Genomic DNA, 22672 nt, shown 5'->3' with positions numbered 1-22672 from the left:
GATACAAAATAGGGGAAGAGCTTGAAGGCTCTTCCCCTATTTATGACGTTTAACACCTGGCCCCACAGATGCGAGGCCGGGTGACTGTCGGGGGTACTTAAGCCAAGGTGGCTTTAGCTTTCTCGACAATCACAGCAAACGCCGCTTTTTCGTTCACTGCCAGATCAGCCAGAACCTTACGGTCGATCTCGATGGACGCTTTTTTCAGGCCGGCGATGAAACGGCTGTAGGACAGACCGTTGATACGAGCACCAGCGTTGATACGAGCGATCCACAGAGCGCGGAACTGACGTTTTTTCTGACGACGGTCACGGTAGGCGTATTGGCCTGCCTTGATTACCGCTTGCTTGGCAACACGGAATACGCGGGAGCGTGCGCCGTAGTAGCCTTTAGCAAGTTTCAGAATTTTTTTGTGACGCTTACGGGCAATGACGCCACGCTTTACACGAGCCATGAGTTACTTCCTCTATTCTTGACTAAAATTAACGAAGGCGCAGCATGCGCTCGACTTTTGCCACGTCAGACGGATGCAGCAAGCTGCTACCGCGCAGTTGACGCTTACGCTTGGTCGACATTTTGGTCAGGATGTGGCTCTTGAAAGCGTGCTTGTGCTTGATACCGTTAGCAGTTTTCAGAAACCGCTTAGCAGCACCACTTTTGGTCTTCATTTTTGGCATGTTCGGATACTCCGCATTCAGTTGATAAACATAATCAGAAGGCCTGCCGTGCCCTGTTGATTACTTCTTCTTTTTCGGGGCGATGACCATGATCAGCTGGCGTCCTTCCATCTTAGGATGCTGTTCGACCGAACCGTACTCGAGCAAGTCACCTTCAACTCGCTTGAGGAGTTCCATCCCCAGCTCCTGGTGGGCCATCTCACGGCCGCGGAATCGCAAGGATACCTTGGCCCTGTCCCCATCACTCAGGAAACGTACCAGGTTGCGCAGTTTTACCTGGTAATCCCCTTCCTCCGTCCCTGGACGAAACTTGATTTCTTTAACCTGAATCTGCTTCTGGTTTTTCTTGGCCGCGGCAACCTGCTTCTTCTTTTCGAAGATCGATTTGCCGTAGTCCATCAGTTTGCAAACAGGGGGTACTGCATCGGCGGAAATTTCCACCAGATCCAGCTTGGCCTCTTCAGCCTTAAGAAGCGCGTCTTCAATTGACACAATCCCAAGCTGTTCACCTTCAGCCCCAATTAACCGAACCTCGCGTGCCGAGATATTCTCGTTGATCGGGGCTTTCGGTGCAGCTCGTTTATCTTGTCTCATTTCACGCTTAATAATAATTACTCCGAATCTGGGCGACCACGCCGGGAAACCGCTTGCGCGAGAAACTCAGCGAACTGGGCGACGGGCATCGAGCCCAGGTCAGCACCTTCACGAGTACGCACAGCGACAGTCTGCATCTCGACTTCCCGATCTCCGATAACCAAGAGATAAGGAACCTTGAGCAAAGTATGCTCGCGGATTTTAAAGCCGATCTTTTCATTTCTCAAGTCAGACTTGGCACGAAATCCGCTTTCGTTGAGGGTTTTTTCAACTTCAGCGGCAAAATCGGCCTGTTTATCAGTGATATTCATCACCACTGCCTGGGTCGGCGCCAGCCACGCAGGGAATGCACCCTCGTAGTGCTCGATCAGAATTCCGACGAAACGTTCGAAGGACCCCAGGATCGCCCGGTGCAACATGACCGGGTGCTTGCGGCTATTGTCTTCGGAGACGTATTCGGCTCCCAGACGGACAGGCAGGTTAAAATCGAGCTGCAGGGTACCACATTGCCAGACGCGACCGAGGCAATCTTTCAGCGAGAACTCGATCTTCGGACCGTAGAACGCACCCTCGCCCGGCTGCAGATCGTACGGCAGGCCCGCGCTATCAAGGGCTGCGGCCAGTGCAGCTTCAGCGCGATCCCAAAGTTCGTCGGAACCTACGCGTTTTTCCGGACGAGTGGACAGCTTCATCTCGACATCTTTAAAGCCGAAATCGGCGTAGACGTCCATGGTCAGCTTGATAAACGCGGCGGATTCGGCCTGCATCTGCTCTTCGGTGCAGAAGATGTGGGCGTCGTCCTGAGTGAACGCGCGCACGCGCATGATGCCGTGCAAGGCACCCGATGGCTCGTTACGGTGGCATGCACCGAACTCGGCCAGGCGCATCGGCAGTTCGCGGTAGCTTTTCAGGCCCTGGTTGAACACCTGCACGTGGCAAGGGCAGTTCATTGGCTTGATCGCGTAGTCGCGGTTTTCCGACTGGGTGGTGAACATGTTGTCGGCGTAATTGGCCCAGTGCCCGGATTTCTCCCACAGGCTGCGGTCAACGACTTGCGGCGTCTTGATTTCGAGATAACCGTTGTCGCGCTGAACCTTGCGCATGTACTGCTCAAGCACCTGGTACAAAGTCCAGCCGTTCGGGTGCCAGAACACCATGCCCGGCGACTCTTCCTGGGTGTGGAACAGGCCCAGGCGCTTGCCGATCTTGCGGTGGTCGCGCTTTTCGGCTTCTTCAATGCGCTGGATGTAAGCCGCCAGTTGCTTCTTGTCCGCCCATGCGGTGCCGTAGACGCGCTGCAATTGCTCGTTCTTGGCATCACCGCGCCAGTAGGCGCCGGACAGCTTGGTCAGCTTGAAGGATTTCAGGAAGCGGGTGTTCGGCACGTGCGGACCGCGGCACATGTCGACGTATTCTTCGTGATAGTACAGGCCCATGGCCTGCTCGTTCGGCATGTCTTCGACCAGGCGCAACTTGTAGTCTTCGCCACGGGCCTTGAACACTTCGATCACTTCGGCGCGCGGAGTGACTTTCTTGATCACGTCGTAATCTTTTTCGATCAGCTGCTGCATGCGCTGTTCGATGGCGGCCAGGTCGTCCGGGGTGAAAGGACGCTCGAAGGCGATGTCGTAATAGAAACCTTCGTCGATGACCGGACCGATGACCATTTTGGCGGTCGGGTACAACTGCTTGACCGCATGGCCAACCAGGTGGGCGCAAGAGTGGCGAATGATCTCCAGCCCCTCTTCATCCTTTGGCGTGATGATTTGCAGCGACGCGTCGCTGTCGATGATGTCGCTGGCGTCGACCAGCTTGCCATCGACCTTGCCGGCAACGGTGGCCTTGGCCAGGCCAGCACCGATGGATGCGGCGACCTCGGCTACGGAAACCGGGTGATCGAATGAACGTTGACTGCCGTCGGGAAGAGTAATAGTTGGCATGGCGCCTCCTCTCCTAGTGGTGACCCCTACCAAAGGTCACGTGGGTTGGGATGAGCCAGTACAAGATCCGGTCCAGGCCGTTCAATGACGAACGCCTGCCTTACAGCGGCAGGAGCCTTGCGGCCAACCGGGAAACCGAACCAGAGTGACTGGGATTCAAATCAGGGTTAATCGTGCATCTGCCGCCACCGGGACTGAGGGTCCGTCGGAGCCTGCAAACGCCCGAGCCACGCATGCTAGCACAGATGAACGGTTGCCACGGTGCGCAGGTTTTGCGGCAGGGTAAATTGGCTGTTTTTATGCCAGAGTGCTGAACTTGAAGCGCACTCTCCCCCTCAGATAACAAGATGTTTGACCCACAAGGAGTATCTCAGCATGCGTCTGAATCGTTTGTTCGCAGTAGTCGCCCCCGTCATTCTCCTGCTGCCACTGGTCGCCCACGCAGAATGGCCGAAAGGCGAACGAGAGAAATACATGGCTCAGTGCGTTCCTGCCGCTGCCGAGAAGATTGGTACGCCAGCAGCGAAATCCCACTGCGCCTGCGGTGCCGATGCTATCAAATCGTACCCTGCCGCCGATATTCAGGCCCTGATGAACAACACGGCCAGCGACACATTGAAGCAACAGGCACTGAGCAAAATTGCAGCCTGCAAGGCCACCAAAAAAGAGCAAAAATAAGCTCGCCACCGCGCTTTCAGCCCCTGAAATACTGTTAAAAAGCTGCTGAAACAGGTCCTTTCGTACAATTTATTCAGGTTTTTCAGCTTTTTTTATCGCCTTAACTTTCGGCCGTAAGCCTTATAGAACGGGGCTTTCAGCCGCTAAAGGACACAAAGAAAACACGACTGGATGGCAAACAGTGCGTCCGGGGGGCTCCCAAAGCGAACATTTCGACTATGATACCCGGGTGTGCCCAGTTGGCCTGAGCAGCACAGTACTACTGAAAATATATGTTTCTTGGAGATACACCATGTCTAATCGCCAAACCGGCACCGTTAAATGGTTCAACGATGAAAAAGGCTTCGGCTTCATCACTCCTCAAGGTGGCGGTGACGACCTGTTCGTACACTTCAAAGCTATCGAAAGCGACGGTTTCAAAAGCCTGAAAGAAGGCCAGACTGTTTCCTTCGTGGCTGAGAAAGGCCAAAAGGGTATGCAAGCTGCTCAAGTTCGCCCAGAGTAATTTCCAGGCGCACTAAAAAAACCCCGTCCATGTGACGGGGTTTTTTATGGGTGAAACAAAAGCCGGGCGATCAACCGCAGTTGACGCGGGTCACTACCCGGCTGGCATCGGTGTTCAGGTTCAGGCGATCGGAACGGTACTCCAGCGTCACCATATCGGTTGGCAGCAGGAACCGTGCACTTTGCGCGCCTGCGCGGGTACGCGCCTGCTCGAGCAGCTGCGGCGATGCCTGTTTACCGATGGTGAACTCGGCAGCCTTTGCCTCACAGCGACTGTGACCCGTGTCAGTCGTCGCAACATCCGTTGTTGCCGGCTCCGTAGAGGCAGTGCTGCAACCGGCCAGCGTGGCAACGGCCAACAAAGTACCCAATGACGCGAGCTTCCAAGGCATGAAGCCTCCTTTTTCAATGATTGAGCTGAGATCGTGCGACAACCAGACTGACGTTTGGTTTCACAGGGAGCACTGGCACCCTGCCCATGATCCGGACGAGCCGCGATTCTGCCTGAGCGCCGCCCTGCCCTTAATCATTGAATCGTGACTGAATATGAAAAACGCTCAATAGATGTCGATATAGTCGAAAGGTGGATTGGGCCAGTTCTCTTTCAAGGCATTGAAGATTTGCATGACCCAGACTTCATCGCTGGCTGCGACCCGCCCGACATAGCCTGAGCCCTTGGCCCAGGTTTCGAGCCGGAACAACAACCCGTCGATATCGGTGCCGCCCACGACACCCGAGGAGATGTAGGCAATGCCGCCTTTGGTGACCCGCAACTGGGTGTGCTCATCGTCACTGGCGCTGGCCAGCAACTGACGCACCGCCTCAAGGGTCAGGCCATCCGGGGAGTTCAAATCGATCTGCACAGCGCATTCCTTGAATATTCGTCAGAGACCAAGTGTCGCACAGCCCTCCTTTCATGCCTAAGTCGAGGTGTCAAAAGCCCCGCAAAATGGTTAACTCGGCACTCAGACTTCCCCGACCTCACGAGCGCCATCATGACCACCGTAAGCATCGACGCTGACATCAAGGCCAAGTGGCAAGACGGCCACAGCTCCTACAGCCCAGGCAGCACGGAAGAGCTCGCCATTATCGGTATCGACCTGCTGGTCAGGGACCTTGGAACCGAAGCCGCCCAATCGTTCATCGAGCAGATTTTCGAGAAACACCTATCGGATCAAAAGACCTAAGCGGTTAGCGCGAGGGAGTAAAACCACCTGCAGGAGATGATGCTTACTTCAGGCGGGCCAGGCGCTCGGTCAGCAGATCGAAGAAGCCCTGGGCGTCGCCGCTTTCTACCCAAAAGGCGTTCTTTGGCGCTTTCAAGCCGTCATACCAGTCGACGATGGTTTGTCCAAAGGTCGGTCCCTCGCGGCTGTCGACCACCACGTTGACCGAGCGACCGCTGAACAATTGCGGCTTGAGCAGATAAGCGACAACCGTGGCGTCATGCACCGGGCCGCCTGGAAGACCGTAGTGCTCCATGTCGCCCTTGATGTACTCATTGAGAATGTCGCTCACCAATCGGCTGGCGTTGTTATTCAGCGCGGCAATCCGGTTCAGGCGTGCTTCGCTGGTAAGGACCTTGTGGGTCACATCCAGCGACAGGTAGGTCAGCTTCACGCCACTGTTGAGCACCACTTCGGCCGCTTGCGGGTCGGCGAACAGGTTGAACTCGGCCACCGGTGTGATGTTGCCGCCGTTGAAGTGCGCACCGCCCATGACCACCACTTCCTTGATGCCCTGAACGATACCCGGCTCCTGGATCAGCGCCAGGGCCAGGTTGGTCTGTGGGCCTAGCATGGCGATGGTAATGCTGTGGGGCCTGGCCGATTTCAGGGTATCGATCAGGTAGGTGATGGCGCTGCCCTTGGCCAGGCCTTGCCTGGGCTCATGCACGGCAATGCACGACAATCCTTCCTTGCCATGAATGTCCTCGGCGTATATAGGTGTGCGCATCAGGGGTTTGGGCGCCCCCGCATAGACCGGGACCTCTTCGCGCCCCGCCCACTCCCGGGCCAATCGCGCATTGCGCGAGGTCTTGTCCAGGCGAACGTTGCCGGCAACGGTGGTCAATGCGCAGACATTCAGCTCGTCCGGCGACGCCAGGGCGAACAACAGCGCAACAACGTCGTCAGCCCCCGGATCGGTGTCGATGATCAGGTCGATCTTTGGTGCCGCCAGGGCGTTGGTTGCGGTAATCAGGGACAAAAGCAGCAGACTCCGGTGCAATGGGTGCAGTTTCTAAGCATAGCGATACGGGGAGCACTCCTTGTGCCAGGGACATCAAAACGCGGACAACCAGTCAAAACGTAACGCCGGCGACCAGCACAATGTTGCAGTACGGCTGGCACTCGCCTGTACGAACAATCGCCTTCGCTTGTCGGCTCAGGACCTTGAATTGTTCATGGGTAAGCACTTCACGCCGACCCAACGCGCCTTCGCCGTTCAGCTCTTCCAGCGCGACCAGGGCCGACGGCTTTTTATCGAAGACTTCCTGAGCCAGCACATGGCTTTCGACCTGCATCTCGCTGAGCACGACCTTCAAGGTGCTGACAAAATCCGGAATGCCATGGGTCAAGGCCAGGTCGATCAATTCAACGCCCGGAGGAACCGGCAGCCCCGCATCCCCGATGACGACCAGGTCGCCATGCCCCAATGAAGCGATCAGCCGCGACAGCGCAATGTTGAGCAGGGGTGTCTTTTTCATGGAATTTTAAACGCCTGTACATCACTCAAGGCGGGAATCGACGGTTGCGCGCCGGCACGGGTGACCGACAGCGCCGCGGCCACCTGTCCGAAGCGGATCGCCTGTGCCTCATCCTTACCCACGGCCAGCGCCGCGGCGAAACCGCCCACAAACGTATCGCCGGCCGCCGTGGTATCGACCGCCTTTACCACGGGCGCCGGGAAATGTTCGAAGCGTTGGCCATCGGCAAACAGCGAGCCTTGCGCACCGAGGGTGATGATCACCTTGCCGGCGCCCAGGGCAATCAGGCGCGTCGCCGCCGCTTGCGCGGTGTCCAGGGAGTCCACCGACAGTCCGCTCAGGGCCGACGCTTCGCTCTCGTTGGGAATCAGGTAATCGATAGACGCGTACCAGTCCGCTGGCAGCGGACGGCTGGCCGGTGCCGGGTTGAGGATAACTGTCTTGCCCAGTTCGCGGCCGCGCTTGAGCGCATGGCCAACAGAAGCATCGGGCACTTCCAGCTGACAGATGAGCACGTCCGCCGCGCGTATCACCGAATCAAAACGGTCAATGGCTTCAGCAGTCAACGCCCCGTTGGCACCGGGGACGATCACGATGCTGTTCTGACTGCTGTCGTCGACCACAATCAACGCCACGCCGCTGGAACCGTCAACGGTGCTCACCGCCTGGCAATCGATCTGCTCGGCCAACAGCGCCCCGCGCAGCGCCTCACCATAAGCGTCATTGCCCACGCAGCCGATCATCGAGACCTGGGCTCCCAGGCGCGCCGCAGCCACGGCCTGATTGGCGCCCTTGCCGCCGGAGACGGTGGTAAACGACTGACCAATCAGCGTTTCACCGCCCTTGGGCAAGCGTGGTGCCCGGGTCACCAGGTCCATGTTCAAACTGCCTATTACCACTACTTTTGCTGGCATACATTGCTACTCATCGATTCTGTTTCGGCGGCGCTTTTGATTCAGCGGCTTTCTGTTTTCAACGGCTTTTTGTTTCAACGGAATTGGGCAAACACGCCGGCCAGCGGCGCCGTCGATTCGCGCATGACGATACTCGGCGTCACGATCCGCTGATCGGTCGCCAGGCCCGGCGTGGCGATTCGCCGTAAAAGCACTTCGGCGGCCATTTCGCCGAGTTGCAGGATCGATTGCCCGACCGTGGTCAACGACGGGTAGACATAGCGACTCATCTGGATATCGTCGAAGCCGATCACCGACAACTCGCTCGGCACGCGAATGTTGCGCTCGGCGGCGGCCCGTAGCACGCCGATGCCGATCATGTCGTTGGCGGCAAAAATGGCGCTAGGCGGATTGCTTTCCAGCAGAATCGCGGCGGCACTGTAACCGCCGGTGCTGGTGAAATCGCTTTCCAGCATGCGCTCGGGAGAGACTTCGACGCCCGCCTCCTTCAAGGCCCGGCGATAACCCGCCAGACGCATCTGCGCCACACTGGTGTTTTCCGGCCCACTGATCGTCGCGATATCCCGGTGCCCCAACTCCAGCAGGTGCCGGGTCGCCAGATACGCGCCGTATTCATGGTCGATGCGCACCAGGTCCGCATCGACACCGTCCAGTCCGCGGTCGACGATCACCATCGGAGTGCGGACGCCTTTCAGGCCTTGTGCCAAGCCACTGTCGCCACCGGCCGAGGCGACAATCAGGCCGTCGATGCGTTTTTCCAGCAGCACACGCAGGTAGCTGCGCTGCTTGTCCGGATTGTCGTCGGAGTTGCACAGGATGACGCAGTAACCGTTTCGCTCGCAGTAATCCTCGATACCCCGGGCCAGTTCGGCGAAATACGGGTTGAGGCTGTTGGGCACCAACAGGCCGATTGTCGCCGTGGTCTTGGCCTTGAGCGAACGGGCCACCGCGCTGGGGACGTAGTCGAGGGTCTGGATTGCCGCCTCGACCTTGATCCGGACTTCTTCACTGACCGGGCGGGTCTTGTTCACCACATGGGAAACCGTGGTGTAGGAAATGCCGGCAAGGGCTGCCACATCTTTGATAGTCGCCATGACTCAGGTCCGCCGGCTTGCGCGTTGACTGCGATAAGTATCCAGCACCACCGCCACCACGATCACCGCGCCGGTAATGATGCGTTTGGTCGGCTCGGTTGCCCCGATCTGCGCCAGCCCCGCGGCCAGCACGGAAATGATCAGGACGCCAAAAAACGTGCTGATCACCGAACCGCGCCCGCCCATCAGGCTGGTGCCACCGATCACGACGGCTGCGATCACCTGCAACTCAAGGCCGGAACCGGCATTCGGGTCGGCGGCTTCCAGGCGAGAAATCTGGAACAACGCGGCAATACCGGCCAGCAACCCCATCAGGCTGAAGACCAGGATTTTGTAAGGCTTCGGATTAATCCCCGCCAGCCGCACGGCCTCTTCGTTGGTGCCGATACCGATCAGGTAGCGACCGAACACCGTGCGGGTCAATACGGCCTGGGCGATGAAAATGATCAGCAACGCGATGATGAACGACGGCGAAATGCCGAAGGCAATCGGATTGGACAACCAGGCGAACGCATCGCCAATGTAGGCCGTACGCGAACCGGTCATCTGGTACGCCACACCGCGAGCCATTTCCAGCACGCCCAGGGACACGATGAACGACGGAATCCGCCACGCCACCGTGATCGAGCCGGTGACGGTACCGGCGAGCGCCGCGACAGCCATACCCAGCAGCGCTGCCGGCAGCACGCCCCAGCCCCAGCCAAGCATCGCCACGCTCACGGTCGAAGCCGCCAGGGCCAGCACCGAGCCAACCGACAGGTCGATGCCACCGATGATCAACACAAAGGTCATGCCGACCGCCAGCACCATCAGGTCCGGAATCTGGTTGGCCAGGGTGCTGAAAGTATCGTAGGACAGAAAATGACTGCTCAGCACCGAGAACAGCACGATCATCGCCAACAAGGCACCTGCCAGCCCCAGATAGGTGCCCAGGCCGTAGAAGTTGCCACTGCGATTGCCGGCGAAAGAAGCGGTTTTCATGGAAGATCCCTAGGCGCGGCTTCAAAGAGCTGCGCATCACGTTTTTGGTAGCCGGCGAAAGCAGCGGCGAGCAACTCATCCTGGGTCCAGCTGTCGCGATCGAAGGTATCGATCAGGCGCCCCGCCGACAGCACGCCGATCCGGTCGCAGATCAGCATCAGCTCGCGCAAGTCGCTGGAGACCACCACCAGCGCCTTGCCCTGGCGGGTCAATTCGCCGAGCAGGTTGTAGATATCGAACTTGGCGCCGACGTCGATGCCGCGGGTCGGCTCGTCGAACAGCAGTACCGAGCAATCGCGTTCCAGCCAACGGCCGATGACGACCTTCTGCTGATTACCGCCGGACAGCTCGGACACCAACTGTGCCGGACCGGAACTGCGAATGCGCATGGCATCGATCTGACGCTGGGCCAAGGCGTTTTCGCCATCGTTGTCGACAAAGCCCGCACTGGAGATGCCGGGCATGTTGCCCAAGGCGATATTGGCGCCGATCGACTGTGTCAACAAAAGGCCTTCGCCCTTGCGATCTTCAGTGATCAACGCGATGCCATGCCCGACCGCATCCACCGGCGAACGCACATTGATGACCTGCGCCGGCGAACCCAGGGCAATCGTGCCGCTGTCGGCAATATCGGCACCGAAGATCAGGCGCAACAACTCGGTGCGCCCCGCGCCGATCAAACCGGAAATGCCGAAAATCTCTCCGGCACGGACTTCGAACGACACGTCGCGAACCTTGTCGGCACGGTTCAGGCCCTTGACCGTCAACACCGGAGCGCCGATCTTGCGCGCCCCCATATCGATGTGTTCGCCAAGTTCGCGCCCGACCATCAAGGTAACCAGTTGCTCACTGTTGTAGTTGGCCATCGGCTCGACACAAACCAGGTTGCCATCGCGCAGCACGGCAATGCGTTGCGCGACCCGCGCCAGCTCTTCGAGGCGATGGGAGATGTAGATGATCGATACGCCACGAGCCTGCAGGCGGGTGATCTGCTCGAACAGCATTTCGACTTCACGGGCAGTGAGCATCGCGGTCGGCTCGTCGAGAATCAGCACATGACAATCGCCAATCAGGTTGCGGGCGATCTCGACCATTTGCTGGTGGCCGATGCCCAGTTCGCCGACCAGGGTGTCCGGGTCAATGGCGTCGAGCCCGACATGCGCCATGGCCTCGATGGCAGCCTTGCGCAACTGCTTGCGACTGATCCAGCCACCTTTGCTGGGCAGGTTGTCGAGAAACAGGTTTTCCGCCACCGACAAGGTCGGCAGCAGATTGAGTTCCTGCATGACCATGCGGATACCCAGCGCTTCAGCCTGAGCCCGACTACCCGGACGATAGTCCTGCCCCTGAAACTGCATCTGGCCGGTGGTCGGCGTGACCAGCCCGCCAATAATCTTCGAAAGTGTGCTTTTGCCTGCACCGTTCTCGCCGGTCAACGCCAGCACTTCCCCGCGCATGAGCGTCAGGTCGATGCCGGTAAGAACCGGTTGGGCGTAGGTCTTGCCGATACCGCTGACCGAGAGGACAGCGTTCGGAGCGCAAACTGACATAAAAACTCTCCATGCGCGCGTCCGGCTGGACGAGCGCCGTTACGTCGCCAGAAGGCTACTTGGTGACCAGCTCTACCGGCGTTTCGATCACGCCATTGGCGCCGCCGTCGACCTGCTCGCCCTTGAGAATCTTCAATGCAGTCTCGATGCCGAACACCGCCTGTTTGGCCGCAAACTGGTCCGCGGTGGCCAGCACGCGACCGTCCTTGAGCATTGGCTGGATGGCATTGATGTTGTCGTAGCCGACCACTTGCACCTTGCCGGCCTTGCCCGCGGCGCGCACCGCGGATACCGCACCGACCGCCATGCTGTCGTTGCCGGCCAACAGGGCCTTGGTTTGCGGGTATTCGCTGAGAATCGACGCGGCTACCTTGTTGCCCTTGTCGATCTCCCAGTCACCGGATTGCAGGGACACGACCTTGATCTGCGCCGCCTCCATCGCATCCTTGAATCCCGCTGTGCGCTGCTGGGCATTGGTGGTGGTGGACACACCTTCGATGATGCCGACCTCGTCACCGGCCTTCAGCTGTTTGGCCAGGTAATCCCCCACCAGCCGCGCGCCCTTGCGGTTGTCCGGACCTACGAACGGAACATTGATGTTTTTGCTTTTGACGACGGCGGGGTCCAACTGGTTGTCGATGTTGATCACGGTGATACCGGCATCGATGGCTTTCTTGATCACCGGGACCATGGCTTTGGAGTCCGCCGGCGCAATCACCAGAGCGTTGACCTTGGCCAGGATCATTTGCTCGACGATGCGCGTCTGGCCTGCGGTGTCGGTTTCATCCTTGATACCGTTGGAGATGAGCTCGAATTCGCCGGAGTGATCTTTCTGGTAGGCCTTGGCGCCGTCTTCCATGGTCAGGAAGAACTCATTGGCCAGGGATTTCATGACCAGTGCGACTTTCGGCTTTTCAGTGGTTTCAGCAAAAGCCGAGGAGACAGGCAATGCAGCGGATGCGGCAGCCAGCATAGCGACAGCGAGAAGACGTCCAGCGAATGGCAGCTTCATGGGTTCACTCCGATCTTATGATTATTGTGAGCAACGCTTGCGCTGACGTAAGCTTCACGACCCAGCGCGATGAAAAGTCATCACTGGCGTCGCGCAAACGTTTGCGTGAACAAAACTATGCGAACCCTGCCGGTATTTGTCAACGACCGGAAAAGTGCTTTCACGGATATTTAGCGAAAAACGGCATTCAGTTCATGCCGTGGTGTTGACCACCGATCCCGTGCCAGAACCCTTGGCCAGTTCTTTGATCAGGCTCGCGCTCACTTGCAGGATGGCGCCGTTGGTGTCGGCAACTTGTCCTTGAATGGCCGCTACCGCGGTGGTCTTGGCTTGCGGAGTCGGATAGGACGCTGCCTGGGCTTGCGCCAGTTGCTGCTGTTGCTCGCGCAATTGCTGCTGCAGCTCCTTCAGACGCTTGAGCAAGACCTTCACCGTGACACTGGTGTTATCGCCGGTTTGCGATTCGGCCTGTGCGCCGGCACTTTCTCCCAGACCTACCGGGCCCGTTTTGACCTGGATGCCGTCGCTGTCCTTTGCACCCGGCGTTTGAGCAGCCGCATCAGCTGTCGCATCGCCTAAATCACGAATAGTCGTCGCAGCCTTTCCCCCGATGGTGATGCCCGCGGCATTTGGGAAGCCAATAGATAACGACATGTGAACTCCTGCAGAAAAAGATCCCTTGAAGGAGCATCGACCGACGCGGGTGTTTCTTGAATGGTTACTGATGATTTGACGCGTTGAAATCTTAAACAGAACTGCAATCCGTTTCGGAGAGCCGAACGCAAAAGCTGCATTTGTTCGGCAATCCGAACACCCAGACTCCAAATCACACCGGACACAAACAGCAATACCATTACAAATCATTAACTTAAGCGTGTTTTTCGATTCAGAGTATTACTGGTACAGATCCTGCTCTTCCCCTCACACCCCAGCGTTCAGATTCGTCTGGGGCGCATCTAGATGAACTTGCATCTGCACCGCCTCACAACTAGAAGAGAAAAATAATGATATCTGCACTCAAGACCTTTGTTCCGGGCGCCTTGGCCCTCCTGCTGCTTCTGCCCACTGCCCTTCAGGCCAAAGAAGCCGAAACCCAACAGAAACTGGCCAACGTGGTAATCCTGGCCACGGGCGGCACCATTGCCGGCGCGGGCGCCAGCGCCGCCAACAGCGCGACCTATCAAGCGGCGAAAGTCGGCATTGAACAGTTGATCGCCGGCGTTCCAGAACTGAGCCAACTGGCTAACGTTCGCGGTGAACAGGTCATGCAAATCGCCTCCGAAAGCATCACCAACGAGAACTTGCTGCAACTGGGTCGCCGCGTAGCCGAACTGGCCGACAGCAAAGACGTCGATGGCATCGTGATCACCCACGGCACCGACACCCTGGAAGAAACCGCATACTTCCTGAACCTGGTGGAAAAAACCGAGAAGCCGATCATCGTCGTGGGCTCCATGCGCCCGGGCACCGCGATGTCCGCCGATGGCATGCTGAACCTGTACAACGCGGTGGCCGTGGCCAGCAGCAAAGACGCGCGGGGCAAAGGTGTGCTGGTGACCATGAACGATGAAATCCAGTCGGGTCGCGACGTCAGCAAAATGATCAACATCAAGACCGAAGCGTTTAAAAGCGCCTGGGGTCCGCTGGGCATGGTAGTAGAAGGCAAATCCTACTGGTTCCGCTTGCCAGCCAAGCGTCACACCATGGATTCCGAGTTCGACATCAAGACCATCAAGAGCCTGCCTGACGTCGAGATCGCCTATTCCTACGGCAACGTCAGCGATACCGCCTACAAGGCCCTGGCTCAATCGGGCGCCAAAGCCATCATCCACGCTGGCACCGGCAATGGCTCGGTATCGTCGCGGGTGGTCCCGACCCTGCAAGCCCTGCGCAAGGACGGCGTGCAGATCATTCGCTCCTCCCACGTCAACGCTGGCGGTTTTGTATTGCGCAACGCCGAACAGCCTGACGATAAATACGACTGGGTCGTGGCTCACGACCTGAACCCGCAAAAGGCGCGGATCCTGGCGATGGTCGCGTTGACCAAAACCAATGACAGCAAAGAACTGCAACGGATGTTCTGGGAATACTGATTCGCCCTCGCCCGACCGGATCCGGTCGGGCACCCCGTGCGCCATTCGCCAGCCTTGGCGAGTGACTGCCGCCGGATCTGACAAAAAAACTCCCTTCGTCTTACGCCAAACGGAACAAACCGCTGTCAGAGGGTTTTCTTGTTTTTTAAGCAGTTGCGAAATGGCCTACAGTTAAATACTGTATGCACGTACAGCTTAATAAGGATAATTCCGTGGACACCACCTCTGTCTCTCCTGACACCTATGTACGCATGGGCCTGCGCGTTCAGAAAATCATCAACTCTCCCACCGCACAAAAGGCCAGGGCAGCTTTGATCTTCCGCCTGCCTGACGAACCGATGGATGAGTGGGAACGCTTGCTGGAAGAAATCGACGAGAACGACAACGTCACCCTCGCCTATCGCGACGATGGCGGCGTGCAGATTTTCTGGGTCTTGCCGAAGGAAGATTGAGTCGATGAGTGCCCGCTGGTTTGCTTTACTGTTCCTGTTTTTTGTCGTGGGCGCGCAAGCCGACGCCCCGCGCACCTTCACCGAAGCGAAAAAGGTGGCGTGGAAGCTCTACGCCCCCCAATCCACCGAGTTTTACTGTGGTTGCAAGTACACCGGCAACCGGGTGAACCTTGCCGCCTGCGGTTATGTGCCACGTAAAAATGCCAAACGCGCAGCCCGCATCGAGTGGGAGCATATTGTTCCGGCCTGGCAAATCGGCCATCAACGCCAGTGCTGGCAACAGGGCGGCCGCAAGAACTGCACCCGCTACGACCCGGTTTACCAGAAGGCCGAGGCTGATTTGCACAACCTGGTGCCCAGCATTGGCGAGGTCAATGGCGATCGCAGCAACTTCAGTTTCGGCTGGCTGCCCGAGCAGTCGGGGCAATATGGTTCCTGCCTGACCCAGGTCGACTTCAAGGCAAAGAAAGTCATGCCCCGCCCTTCCATTCGCGGCATGATCGCCCGGACCTACTTCTACATGAGCAAGCAATACGGCTTGCGCCTGTCGAAACAGGATCGGCAACTGTATGAAGCCTGGGACAAGACCTATCCGGTACAGGCCTGGGAGCGCCAACGCAACCAGAGCGTGGGGTGCGTCATGGGACGCGGCAACGAGTTCGTCGGCCCGGTAGACATGAAGGCCTGCGGTTGAATCCAGGTCAATGAAACAAAAAAGGCCTCGGAGCCAAACACCCCGAGGCCTTTTTTTGTTTCTTCAACGTCTGCGCTACAGAACGTTATTGAGCGACCGGACGCTCAAGCACCAGCAATTCGATGTTCTGCTTCTTCGCGCGAGTGAGCGCCGCGCGGACTTCATCCTGCTTGGCTTCGGCTTCGGCTTTCGAATTGAACGGCCCCATCAGGACTCGGGTATTTCCATTCTCCTTGACGACGCTGGACATGAAGCTGTGTTCGATCAGCCAGCCACTCAGATCGCTGACCGCTTGAGGGGTTTCACCTCGCACTTCAAGATCCCATTGCGGGCCGGACACTGGCGCGGATACCACAGCCATGGCCGGCTTAGGCTTCGGCGCATCCACACTGCTGCCCTCACCACATCCCGCCAGTGCCAATATCGCGATTACCAAAACCATTTTGCGCACGACGCTTCCCTCCAAATGCATAAAGCGGAGATTTTAACATCCATGAATACTTCGCGAGTGCCGTAAAATGGGCTCAAAACAACGAGATTGATGGTTGCGGCCTCTGTATAGTTACGCCTTGGGAATTAATGCCGCGTCTGCGCGTCAGAAAGAGGCACCCAAACCGTGAGACTTCGCACTAATCTATACATACCACCGACCTCTGCACTGTCCGAATCAGGTGCCCCACAAAGCAATCAAGGAGAAGACCATGCTGATACTCACCCGCAAAGTCGGTGAAAGCATAAACATTGGTGATGACATTACGATCACCATCCTGGGCGTAAGCGGCCAGCAAGTCAGGATCGGCATCAACGCCCCGAAGGACGTTGCAGTGCATCGTGAAGAAATTTATCAGCGTATTCAGGCCGGCCTCACCGCCCCGGAAAAGCCGCAACCCTGAATTCTGCTGCAGTCAGTAGCCAGCCCGTTCAGCCCGGAACCACGGCTGGCTAAAGATTCATCACCCCATCGCCCTCCGCTTGCGCCCCCCACTCAAACCCCAGGGGCCGATACTAGCGGCAAGCTCCACTCTTTTGCTGTCAGACGTTTCTGGTTTACCCCAGGGAAGGACGCGTTCGCTGCGTGGTTAACCAAGCATCACGCCACGTGCCATGCCAGTCGCCGCCACTACCATCAGCAGCACCAGCAACGCCTCGATATGACTGATCCGTGCAAACAGCTTCGCACGTCCGGTATCGATCGCCACTTTACGGCCAAGCGCTATCCGCCACTTGATCAGCGTCACCATGGGTGCAACTTCCAGCAGCAAGATCAGGACGAACAGCGTCATCTTCAGATGAAACAGCGGCTGATGCAGGTAATAGTCCGTGCCTTTCTCGTACCCGCCAAAGGCTCGCACCCCCCCACTGATCAGTAAAACGACAGCTGAAATACCCCAGATATTGTCCGCCATCAGAACACTGCGCACTTGTGCCGCCCCGTCGGCCAAACGCCGAAAAGCCGTGCCTCGAACCAACACCGCCCAAAATCCCAAGGCCAAAGCCAGAAGATGAACCGCCGCCAGAAACCAGTGAGTCAGCATCGAGAAACTCCTGCCAGGTCGAAGTTGTATGAGCCTGTCAGTAGTAGCCCATGAAATGGCTGCTTGCACGGCATCTGTGGACAATGTCCGGAACACAAAATGACAGACCAACTAGACTCCACTGCGCTGGCATTGAGCGTCCGTGGCAGTACCGGCCCCGACAGCAACTCACTCTCACCGCATTGAACTGAGTAAACAAAATCATGTGTGAATCATGTGATTCAAGCTCTGCTTCAAACACAACAGGCCGTCGTCGTTTTCTTCAATTTGCCGGATTGAGCGCAGGCGCCCTGCTGCTGACCGGCATACTGCCCGGCAAGATCCTCCAGGCAGCCGAAAAAACGTCAGCCCCACCCAAACCTCAAAACGTAATCAGTCCCGATATGGCGTTGAAAAGACTGATGGAGGGCAATGAACGATATGTAGGCGGTACTTCCAAGACGCATGATTTCAAGGCCGAGCGAGAGGCCCTGGTGTCCGGTCAGAATCCGTTCGTGGCCGTGCTGAGCTGCTCTGACTCGCGCATCGCTCCGGAATATGCGTTTGACACCGCACGAGGCGATCTTTTCTCCATCCGCGTCGCCGGCAACTTCGTTACCCCGGAAGGCTTGGCCAGCCTTGAATACGGGGTTGCCGTGCTTGGCGCCCCGCTGATTCTCGTACTTGGACATGAGAGCTGCGGCGCCATCGAGGCCGGTATCAAGGCCGTCAAGGACCAGACGATTTTCCCCGGCCATATCCCGAAACTGACTGACGCACTCAAGTCAGCCGTCGAGGCAGTACTCAAGCAGCCCGGGAACCTGATGGAGAACGCCACCGCGCAAAACGTCAAGAATTCGGTCAACAGCCTGAAACAGGCCTCGCCACTGCTGACTGATGCGCAGAGCAAAGGCGCGCTGAAGATCGTGGGCGGTATCTATCGCCTGGCAAGCGGCAAGGTAGAGCTGATCGTTTGACCCACAACGCGCACATCACCAGCATCGGTGCATATCCGCGTATGCGAAGAGCCCAGCGCGAAGGCTGGGCTCTGGTTATTTTCGATTTTCCATCATTTTGTCGGCGAGGGTTTTGGCCCTCTCGATCAACAGGTTCTGCCTGTCTTCGTGAGTAGCCCCACCAACAACCGGGGCAGTCAAATTGCTTTCGGCAATCAATGCAGCGCAGAAGTATTGATCCCAGACAGCCCTGTCCACAGATGCCGGTTTGATGATTTGATCGACGTTCATAGGCGGCTCCTTTCAATGAGGCAGCACCACTAGTTTACGCCCGAATGACCAAGAATCCTGGTCATCACTCACAGTGGCCCGCCATTCGTCGCCTGCCAAAACACAACGAGGAATTCGCCCGCATCCATGGCTTGTGGCTTGCACAGATCGCGTGTCGCAGCGCCGGAGCGCCGGAGCGAGATGATTCTGACGCAGCGGCCACTCAATCAATGCTTAAGGACGCCAGCGATACGCTTGGTCAGTCACCGGGAGATGTAACGTGTCAACGCTCAACGAAATCGCAATGAACCACGCGAGAATGGCCAAGGAAAAAGCAGAAAAGTCGACCGAACTGAGCGAGCGCCACCTTCAGATCGTAGGGAGCTTCGAGGTACCGCCCTACTTTACTCATCCGGGCATCTCGTCTTTCAAACACAGCGAAGTGACTGCCAACTGGATGCCAGGCTCAGCAAATAACACGCAATTACTTGTGGATTGAAAATCCATGGACTAGACATAACCCCAAAGTCAGCTTCCCCACAAACCAATAATGATTCTTGGTACTTGTAAGGGTTTTATGCTCCTTGCCGTACGAGCAAAAAAACGAGGTCCTTCAGCGCATCGAAATTGTTAAGCCTGGCACTACAGCAGGCGCTGTCTGTAGCAGTAGGCATCCTTGGATAAAACAAGGTGCGTTATGCGAGCCCGTGCCTTGAGCAAACGCTAGCGCCTGATTCGCAGTTAGTCGACCTACTCACTTATCCGGCTTGACGAATGGAGATGCATGTTCATGAATAACCCACTACCGAGAGCCCTTGGCGGTACGGTGATATTGCTGGCGTCATTCATATCCACTTTCACCCACGCAGCTGATATCACTCCCGCTGAAATGAAGGCTATCGCCACGGAAGGCTACATCTACGGCCTGCCCATTGTGATGAACTACGCGATCATGTACGACTACGCCGTAGACAAAAACTCCGGACAGTTCAAGGCGCCGTTCAACCAGATTCATAGCCTGCACCATGTCGCGACCTACATGGACACAGCTGTAATATCGCCAAACAGCGACACGCCCTATTCGATGGTATTCATGGACCTGCGCAGCGAGCCAATGGTGTTATCGGTTCCGGCGGTAGAGAAACCGCGGTATTACTCGGTACAGCTCATCGACGGCAACACCTACAACTACGGTTACATCGGCAGCCGCGCCACCGGCAACGAAGCTGGCGACTACATGGTAGTCGGACCCGACTGGAAGGGCGCGACCCCACCGGGCATCAAGAAGGTTTTTCGTTCCGGCACGCAATTCCCCTTTGCGCTCTTTCGCACCCAGCTCTTCAACACGGCTGACCTGCCGAACGTAATAAAGGTCCAGTCAGGCTACAAGGCACAGCCGCTTTCAGCCTTTCTCAAGCAACCTGCGCCGCCTGCCGCGCCGGCGATCGACTTCCCGAAGATCAACACGGACCTCGCGAAGACCGGCTTCTTCAAGTATCTCGACTTTGCCTTGCAGTACGCCCCGGCCGCACCGGATGAAGTGGCGATCCGGGAGAAACTTGCCCGGATCGGCATTGGCGCTGGCAAGGACTTCAACTTCCAGGATCTGTCCGCCGAGCAAAAGGCCGCAGTGGTTCAGGGCATGCAGGCCGGGCACGCACAGGTCGAGGAAGGGATCAAGAATCTCGGTACGAAGATCAATGGCTGGAACATTGTCGGTGCCGGCGGCGACAGCGCCTTCTACAACGGCGACTGGCTCAAGCGTGCCGCCGTCGCGCAAGCGGGCATCTATGCCAACGATGCCGAGGAAGCCACGTATCCGCTGTCCAAAACCCTGCCCGATGGCGAGCCGCTTGACGGCAGCAAGCACAACTACGCCATCACCCTGCCCGCCGGACAATTCCCGCCAGTCAACGCCTTCTGGTCAGTGACCATGTACGACGGTAAATCGCAACTGCTGATCAAAAATCCGATCAATCGCTACCTCATCAACTCGCCGATGCTGCCCGAGATGAAGAAGAATGCGGACGGCTCGTTGACGCTGTACATCCAGAAGGATTCACCGGGCGCGGATAAGGAAAGCAACTGGCTGCCCGCACCGAATGATCTGATCTACCTCGTCATGCGGCTGTATTGGCCGAAGACGGAAACGCCTTCCATCCTGCCTCCCGGAAAAGGGACGTGGAGTCCGCCAGAGATCGTCAAAGTCGATTGACCAAGTTTTTGTACCGCCAACCACTCAGGTGCCAACAAAGATTATGGGGACTCGGATGCGAAAAAAGCGCATTCGACCAGGTCTTAACTCAGGGTCATACGTTAATTATGACCCTGTAGCCTTGGTTACAGAATTGATTACCAGCGCATGTTTTTTAAGTGTTTACGACGTCATGAACATTCTGCAAGAAATCCAGGACAACAAAAAAGGGCCCACCTTTCGGTGAGCCCTTCCAGACCGCCCGGTAGAGCGGATGTTGTTTGTTGGACACGACGGCCATTTGGTTGATAGCTGAAAGCTACTTCACCACATACCTCGCGCCCTGTGGATCGTTAAGTTTTGCCTGCAATATCCCCCACTCGCGCTGAATGATCGAGTAAGGAATGAAAATGCTGATCCTCTCAGCCCCCTTTACGCCGGAGTTATTGCTCACATCGTTCAGAGTGGTTGAATAGAAACCGATATTGATGCCGACAATACAGCCGTCACTGGTGAGGACCGGCCCACCCGACATACCCTTGACCAGCGGGGCATCATGGATGGCATAGAGATCACCGCTGTGTTCATCGGCATTGACGAACGGCGTTTGATACACCTTGCCTTTCCCGGTAGCGGTCATGAGGTAAGGACTCGCCCCAACGGCAGTGATGCTCTCGCCCACACGCGGTGCGCGCCATGATGGGTAGCGGCCGTTGGCCTTGTGCAGGATGAAGACGAGATCGCAGCCTGTGCTGCAGCTGTACTTCACGTTGGGGATGAACGGAGTGTGGCGGGTGGTTACCGCATAGTCATCGTTCCATTGCACGGCCGAGGCCATGTATAGATACGGTGCGGGAAACCCCGAATAGACTGAAAAGTATGAATCATTGGCAGGACCCGAAAAGTCGGGTTTTACGATGCCGTTGCATCCTGCAGTTACAGCTCCAATTAAAAAGTAGGCCATGATCTTGATCATGATATATCACCGACTTAATTGGGAGAATGTGACTGTTTTTTGTTGTCAGTATTTTGGCTTTTGTCGGGTTGCAATACTCCTCGCCGCTTTTTCTAGTTGGACGTTTTCTTACTTATGGCTGAGTTTGTAATGACGCGTATGAATAAATCGCGCTAAGGCCAATTGCTTTTCGATCAACTCCAAAGTTCAAATATTTGGCGCCTGAAAAATGTTAAAGATGAGAGAAAAAAACAAGAGTTTCTATAGACTCCTTCGTTAATGGCGCCTGCCTGAATCAATCGCTATGCCTGTCACCCACAAGAGCGACAACAAGGCTATTGGTAGTCCAATCGTCCTGCCCGCAGCAGCGCCACAACTGGCTTTATATTCCGCCAAGTTGGACATGATTCATCCTGCTCAAGGAAACTTAAAAAACATTGTCTTGGGGTCAACATAACCAGAGGTAAATATGACTGATAGCAAATCAACTCAACTGTGAAATTATTCCACATGTAAAAGTCCTGATTGATCCCGACCAGGAATCTTCTCTTATTCCTTTCGTACCTCGTGGCACAAGCAGTTGCTGCTCTCGGCCCATCTGGCGGAACCGTGCCACTTTGGGCTTGAACGTGCGTAGCAAGCACTCTGGTGATTCCAAGAGGAGTAATTATCCAAGACGAGAACCCCTTGGTATCTATCCTGCTATGGCAAGCGGGATCAAACGTAGACTTTGTGACATCTGAAAACTTCTCGGCCTTTACCCGCACCAGCCTGCCAGTTGCAATAGATAGCCGGGCGCCCTCTTGGTTCGAATCAAGAAACGCTCAAGTCAATGGCAACAGAGTAAATAACGATATCGGCCGGGTATGCTGCGTCTATGGTGCCGGTACGAT

General features: G+C 56.8%; 28 protein-coding genes. 10 read left to right on the top strand and 18 right to left on the bottom strand.

Annotation, left to right across the window (positions count from 1 at the left end; translation table 11 throughout):
* Positions 1-97 precede the first annotated feature (97 nt).
* From rplT to thrS, 4 genes are read right to left on the bottom strand one after another with little or no spacing between them, the layout of a single operon-like run.
* The gene (gene rplT / locus KGB28_RS26165; protein WP_223448451.1) at positions 98-454 is read right to left on the bottom strand and encodes a 50S ribosomal protein L20; all 357 of its coding nucleotides are present in this window, start codon (positions 452-454) and stop codon (positions 98-100) included.
* A gap of 28 nt (positions 455-482) precedes the next feature.
* The gene (rpmI, locus tag KGB28_RS26160; protein ID WP_002553160.1) at positions 483-677 is read right to left on the bottom strand and encodes a 50S ribosomal protein L35; all 195 of its coding nucleotides are present in this window, start codon (positions 675-677) and stop codon (positions 483-485) included.
* Positions 678-737: 60 nt separating this feature from the next.
* Entirely contained in the window at positions 738-1289 is a 552-nt protein-coding gene (infC, locus tag KGB28_RS26155) for a translation initiation factor IF-3 (RefSeq protein ID WP_172668659.1), read from the bottom strand.
* A complete protein-coding gene (gene thrS / locus KGB28_RS26150) occupies positions 1289-3211 on the bottom strand; it encodes a threonine--tRNA ligase (protein WP_046041582.1) in 1923 nt (640 codons plus the stop codon). Before thrS ends, infC begins: the two co-directional genes overlap by 1 nt.
* A gap of 375 nt (positions 3212-3586) precedes the next feature.
* On the opposite strand from thrS, the gene KGB28_RS26145 reads away from it, so the two are divergent.
* Positions 3587-3889: a hypothetical protein gene (locus KGB28_RS26145; RefSeq protein ID WP_223448450.1), complete on the top strand. Its 303-nt coding sequence runs from the start codon at positions 3587-3589 to the stop codon at positions 3887-3889.
* Positions 3890-4181: 292 nt separating this feature from the next.
* Complete coding sequence (locus KGB28_RS26140; RefSeq protein WP_003179963.1) at positions 4182-4394, top strand: cold-shock protein; 213 nt, start codon at positions 4182-4184, stop codon at positions 4392-4394.
* Between the two features lie 70 nt (positions 4395-4464).
* Here the strand turns inward: KGB28_RS26140 and KGB28_RS26135 are convergent, their stop codons facing one another.
* Positions 4465-4785, bottom strand: a complete 321-nt coding sequence (locus tag KGB28_RS26135; protein WP_223448449.1) for an I78 family peptidase inhibitor — start codon at positions 4783-4785, stop codon at positions 4465-4467.
* A gap of 165 nt (positions 4786-4950) precedes the next feature.
* The gene (locus tag KGB28_RS26130) at positions 4951-5256 is read right to left on the bottom strand and encodes a hypothetical protein (RefSeq protein ID WP_223448448.1); all 306 of its coding nucleotides are present in this window, start codon (positions 5254-5256) and stop codon (positions 4951-4953) included.
* Between the two features lie 132 nt (positions 5257-5388).
* On the opposite strand from KGB28_RS26130, the gene KGB28_RS26125 reads away from it, so the two are divergent.
* Positions 5389-5580, top strand: a complete 192-nt coding sequence (locus KGB28_RS26125) for a hypothetical protein (protein ID WP_150752671.1) — start codon at positions 5389-5391, stop codon at positions 5578-5580.
* 43 nt (positions 5581-5623) lie between these two features.
* Here KGB28_RS26125 and KGB28_RS26120 read toward each other — a convergent pair whose 3' ends face one another.
* The 8 genes from KGB28_RS26120 to KGB28_RS26085 all read right to left on the bottom strand — a co-directional run bounded on the left by KGB28_RS26120 (position 5624) and on the right by KGB28_RS26085 (position 13305).
* Complete coding sequence (locus tag KGB28_RS26120) at positions 5624-6601, bottom strand: nucleoside hydrolase (protein WP_411740603.1); 978 nt, start codon at positions 6599-6601, stop codon at positions 5624-5626.
* Positions 6602-6695: 94 nt separating this feature from the next.
* Positions 6696-7100 carry a D-ribose pyranase gene (gene rbsD, locus KGB28_RS26115; protein WP_223448447.1) on the bottom strand — a complete coding sequence of 135 codons (405 nt, stop codon included), beginning with the start codon at positions 7098-7100 and terminating at the stop codon, positions 6696-6698.
* Positions 7097-8014 (bottom strand): ribokinase, encoded by a 918-nt coding sequence (gene rbsK, locus KGB28_RS26110; protein ID WP_223448446.1) that lies wholly within the window; start codon positions 8012-8014, stop codon positions 7097-7099. Before rbsK ends, rbsD begins: the two co-directional genes overlap by 4 nt.
* 74 nt (positions 8015-8088) lie before the next feature.
* Positions 8089-9108, bottom strand: a complete 1020-nt coding sequence (locus KGB28_RS26105; protein ID WP_223448445.1) for a LacI family DNA-binding transcriptional regulator — start codon at positions 9106-9108, stop codon at positions 8089-8091.
* Between the two features lie 3 nt (positions 9109-9111).
* On the bottom strand, positions 9112-10089 hold the full coding sequence (locus KGB28_RS26100) for an ABC transporter permease (RefSeq protein ID WP_223448444.1): 978 nt from the start codon (positions 10087-10089) through the stop codon (positions 9112-9114).
* Positions 10086-11639, bottom strand: a complete 1554-nt coding sequence (locus KGB28_RS26095; protein ID WP_223448443.1) for a sugar ABC transporter ATP-binding protein — start codon at positions 11637-11639, stop codon at positions 10086-10088. Before KGB28_RS26095 ends, KGB28_RS26100 begins: the two co-directional genes overlap by 4 nt.
* A gap of 55 nt (positions 11640-11694) precedes the next feature.
* Positions 11695-12651, bottom strand: a complete 957-nt coding sequence (locus KGB28_RS26090; protein WP_223448442.1) for a sugar ABC transporter substrate-binding protein — start codon at positions 12649-12651, stop codon at positions 11695-11697.
* A gap of 192 nt (positions 12652-12843) precedes the next feature.
* The gene (locus KGB28_RS26085) at positions 12844-13305 is read right to left on the bottom strand and encodes a hypothetical protein (protein ID WP_223448441.1); all 462 of its coding nucleotides are present in this window, start codon (positions 13303-13305) and stop codon (positions 12844-12846) included.
* A gap of 350 nt (positions 13306-13655) precedes the next feature.
* On the opposite strand from KGB28_RS26085, the gene KGB28_RS26080 reads away from it, so the two are divergent.
* The 3 genes from KGB28_RS26080 (at position 13656) to KGB28_RS26070 (ending at position 15890) form a co-directional block, all read left to right on the top strand.
* Positions 13656-14744 (top strand): asparaginase, encoded by a 1089-nt coding sequence (locus KGB28_RS26080; RefSeq protein WP_223448440.1) that lies wholly within the window; start codon positions 13656-13658, stop codon positions 14742-14744.
* A gap of 182 nt (positions 14745-14926) precedes the next feature.
* On the top strand, positions 14927-15196 hold the full coding sequence (locus KGB28_RS26075; protein ID WP_223448439.1) for a DUF1654 domain-containing protein: 270 nt from the start codon (positions 14927-14929) through the stop codon (positions 15194-15196).
* A gap of 4 nt (positions 15197-15200) precedes the next feature.
* A complete protein-coding gene (locus tag KGB28_RS26070; RefSeq protein WP_223448438.1) occupies positions 15201-15890 on the top strand; it encodes an endonuclease in 690 nt (229 codons plus the stop codon).
* 85 nt (positions 15891-15975) lie between these two features.
* Here KGB28_RS26070 and KGB28_RS26065 read toward each other — a convergent pair whose 3' ends face one another.
* A complete protein-coding gene (locus KGB28_RS26065) occupies positions 15976-16341 on the bottom strand; it encodes an SPOR domain-containing protein (RefSeq protein ID WP_223448437.1) in 366 nt (121 codons plus the stop codon).
* 250 nt (positions 16342-16591) lie between these two features.
* Between KGB28_RS26065 and csrA the strand changes: the two genes are divergently transcribed.
* The gene (gene csrA / locus KGB28_RS26060; protein WP_053161267.1) at positions 16592-16783 is read left to right on the top strand and encodes a carbon storage regulator CsrA; all 192 of its coding nucleotides are present in this window, start codon (positions 16592-16594) and stop codon (positions 16781-16783) included.
* Positions 16784-16969: 186 nt separating this feature from the next.
* On the opposite strand, the gene KGB28_RS26055 is transcribed toward csrA, so the two are convergent.
* A complete protein-coding gene (locus KGB28_RS26055; protein WP_223448436.1) occupies positions 16970-17425 on the bottom strand; it encodes a DUF2214 family protein in 456 nt (151 codons plus the stop codon).
* Between the two features lie 203 nt (positions 17426-17628).
* On the opposite strand from KGB28_RS26055, the gene KGB28_RS26050 reads away from it, so the two are divergent.
* Positions 17629-18381, top strand: coding sequence for a carbonic anhydrase (locus KGB28_RS26050; protein ID WP_223448435.1), 753 nt, complete (start codon positions 17629-17631; stop codon positions 18379-18381).
* 75 nt (positions 18382-18456) lie between these two features.
* Here the strand turns inward: KGB28_RS26050 and KGB28_RS26045 are convergent, their stop codons facing one another.
* Positions 18457-18651, bottom strand: a complete 195-nt coding sequence (locus KGB28_RS26045) for a hypothetical protein (protein ID WP_223448434.1) — start codon at positions 18649-18651, stop codon at positions 18457-18459.
* Positions 18652-18910: 259 nt separating this feature from the next.
* Between KGB28_RS26045 and KGB28_RS26040 the strand changes: the two genes are divergently transcribed.
* Together KGB28_RS26040 and KGB28_RS26035 are read left to right on the top strand one after the other, a co-directional pair.
* Positions 18911-19129 carry a hypothetical protein gene (locus tag KGB28_RS26040; protein ID WP_223448433.1) on the top strand — a complete coding sequence of 73 codons (219 nt, stop codon included), beginning with the start codon at positions 18911-18913 and terminating at the stop codon, positions 19127-19129.
* A gap of 291 nt (positions 19130-19420) precedes the next feature.
* Positions 19421-20845 (top strand): DUF1254 domain-containing protein, encoded by a 1425-nt coding sequence (locus KGB28_RS26035; protein ID WP_223448432.1) that lies wholly within the window; start codon positions 19421-19423, stop codon positions 20843-20845.
* A 298-nt stretch (positions 20846-21143) separates the two neighbouring features.
* Here KGB28_RS26035 and KGB28_RS26030 read toward each other — a convergent pair whose 3' ends face one another.
* Entirely contained in the window at positions 21144-21800 is a 657-nt protein-coding gene (locus tag KGB28_RS26030; RefSeq protein ID WP_223448431.1) for a serine protease, read from the bottom strand.
* Positions 21801-22672: the final 872 nt, after the last annotated feature.

It is taken from the genome of Pseudomonas sp. BF-R-19, from assembly GCF_019956445.1.
Lineage (GTDB): Bacteria > Pseudomonadota > Gammaproteobacteria > Pseudomonadales > Pseudomonadaceae > Aquipseudomonas > Aquipseudomonas fluorescens_BH.
Note: the sequence above shows the minus strand (reverse complement) of the source record. Positions and strands in the feature narration are given on the sequence as shown.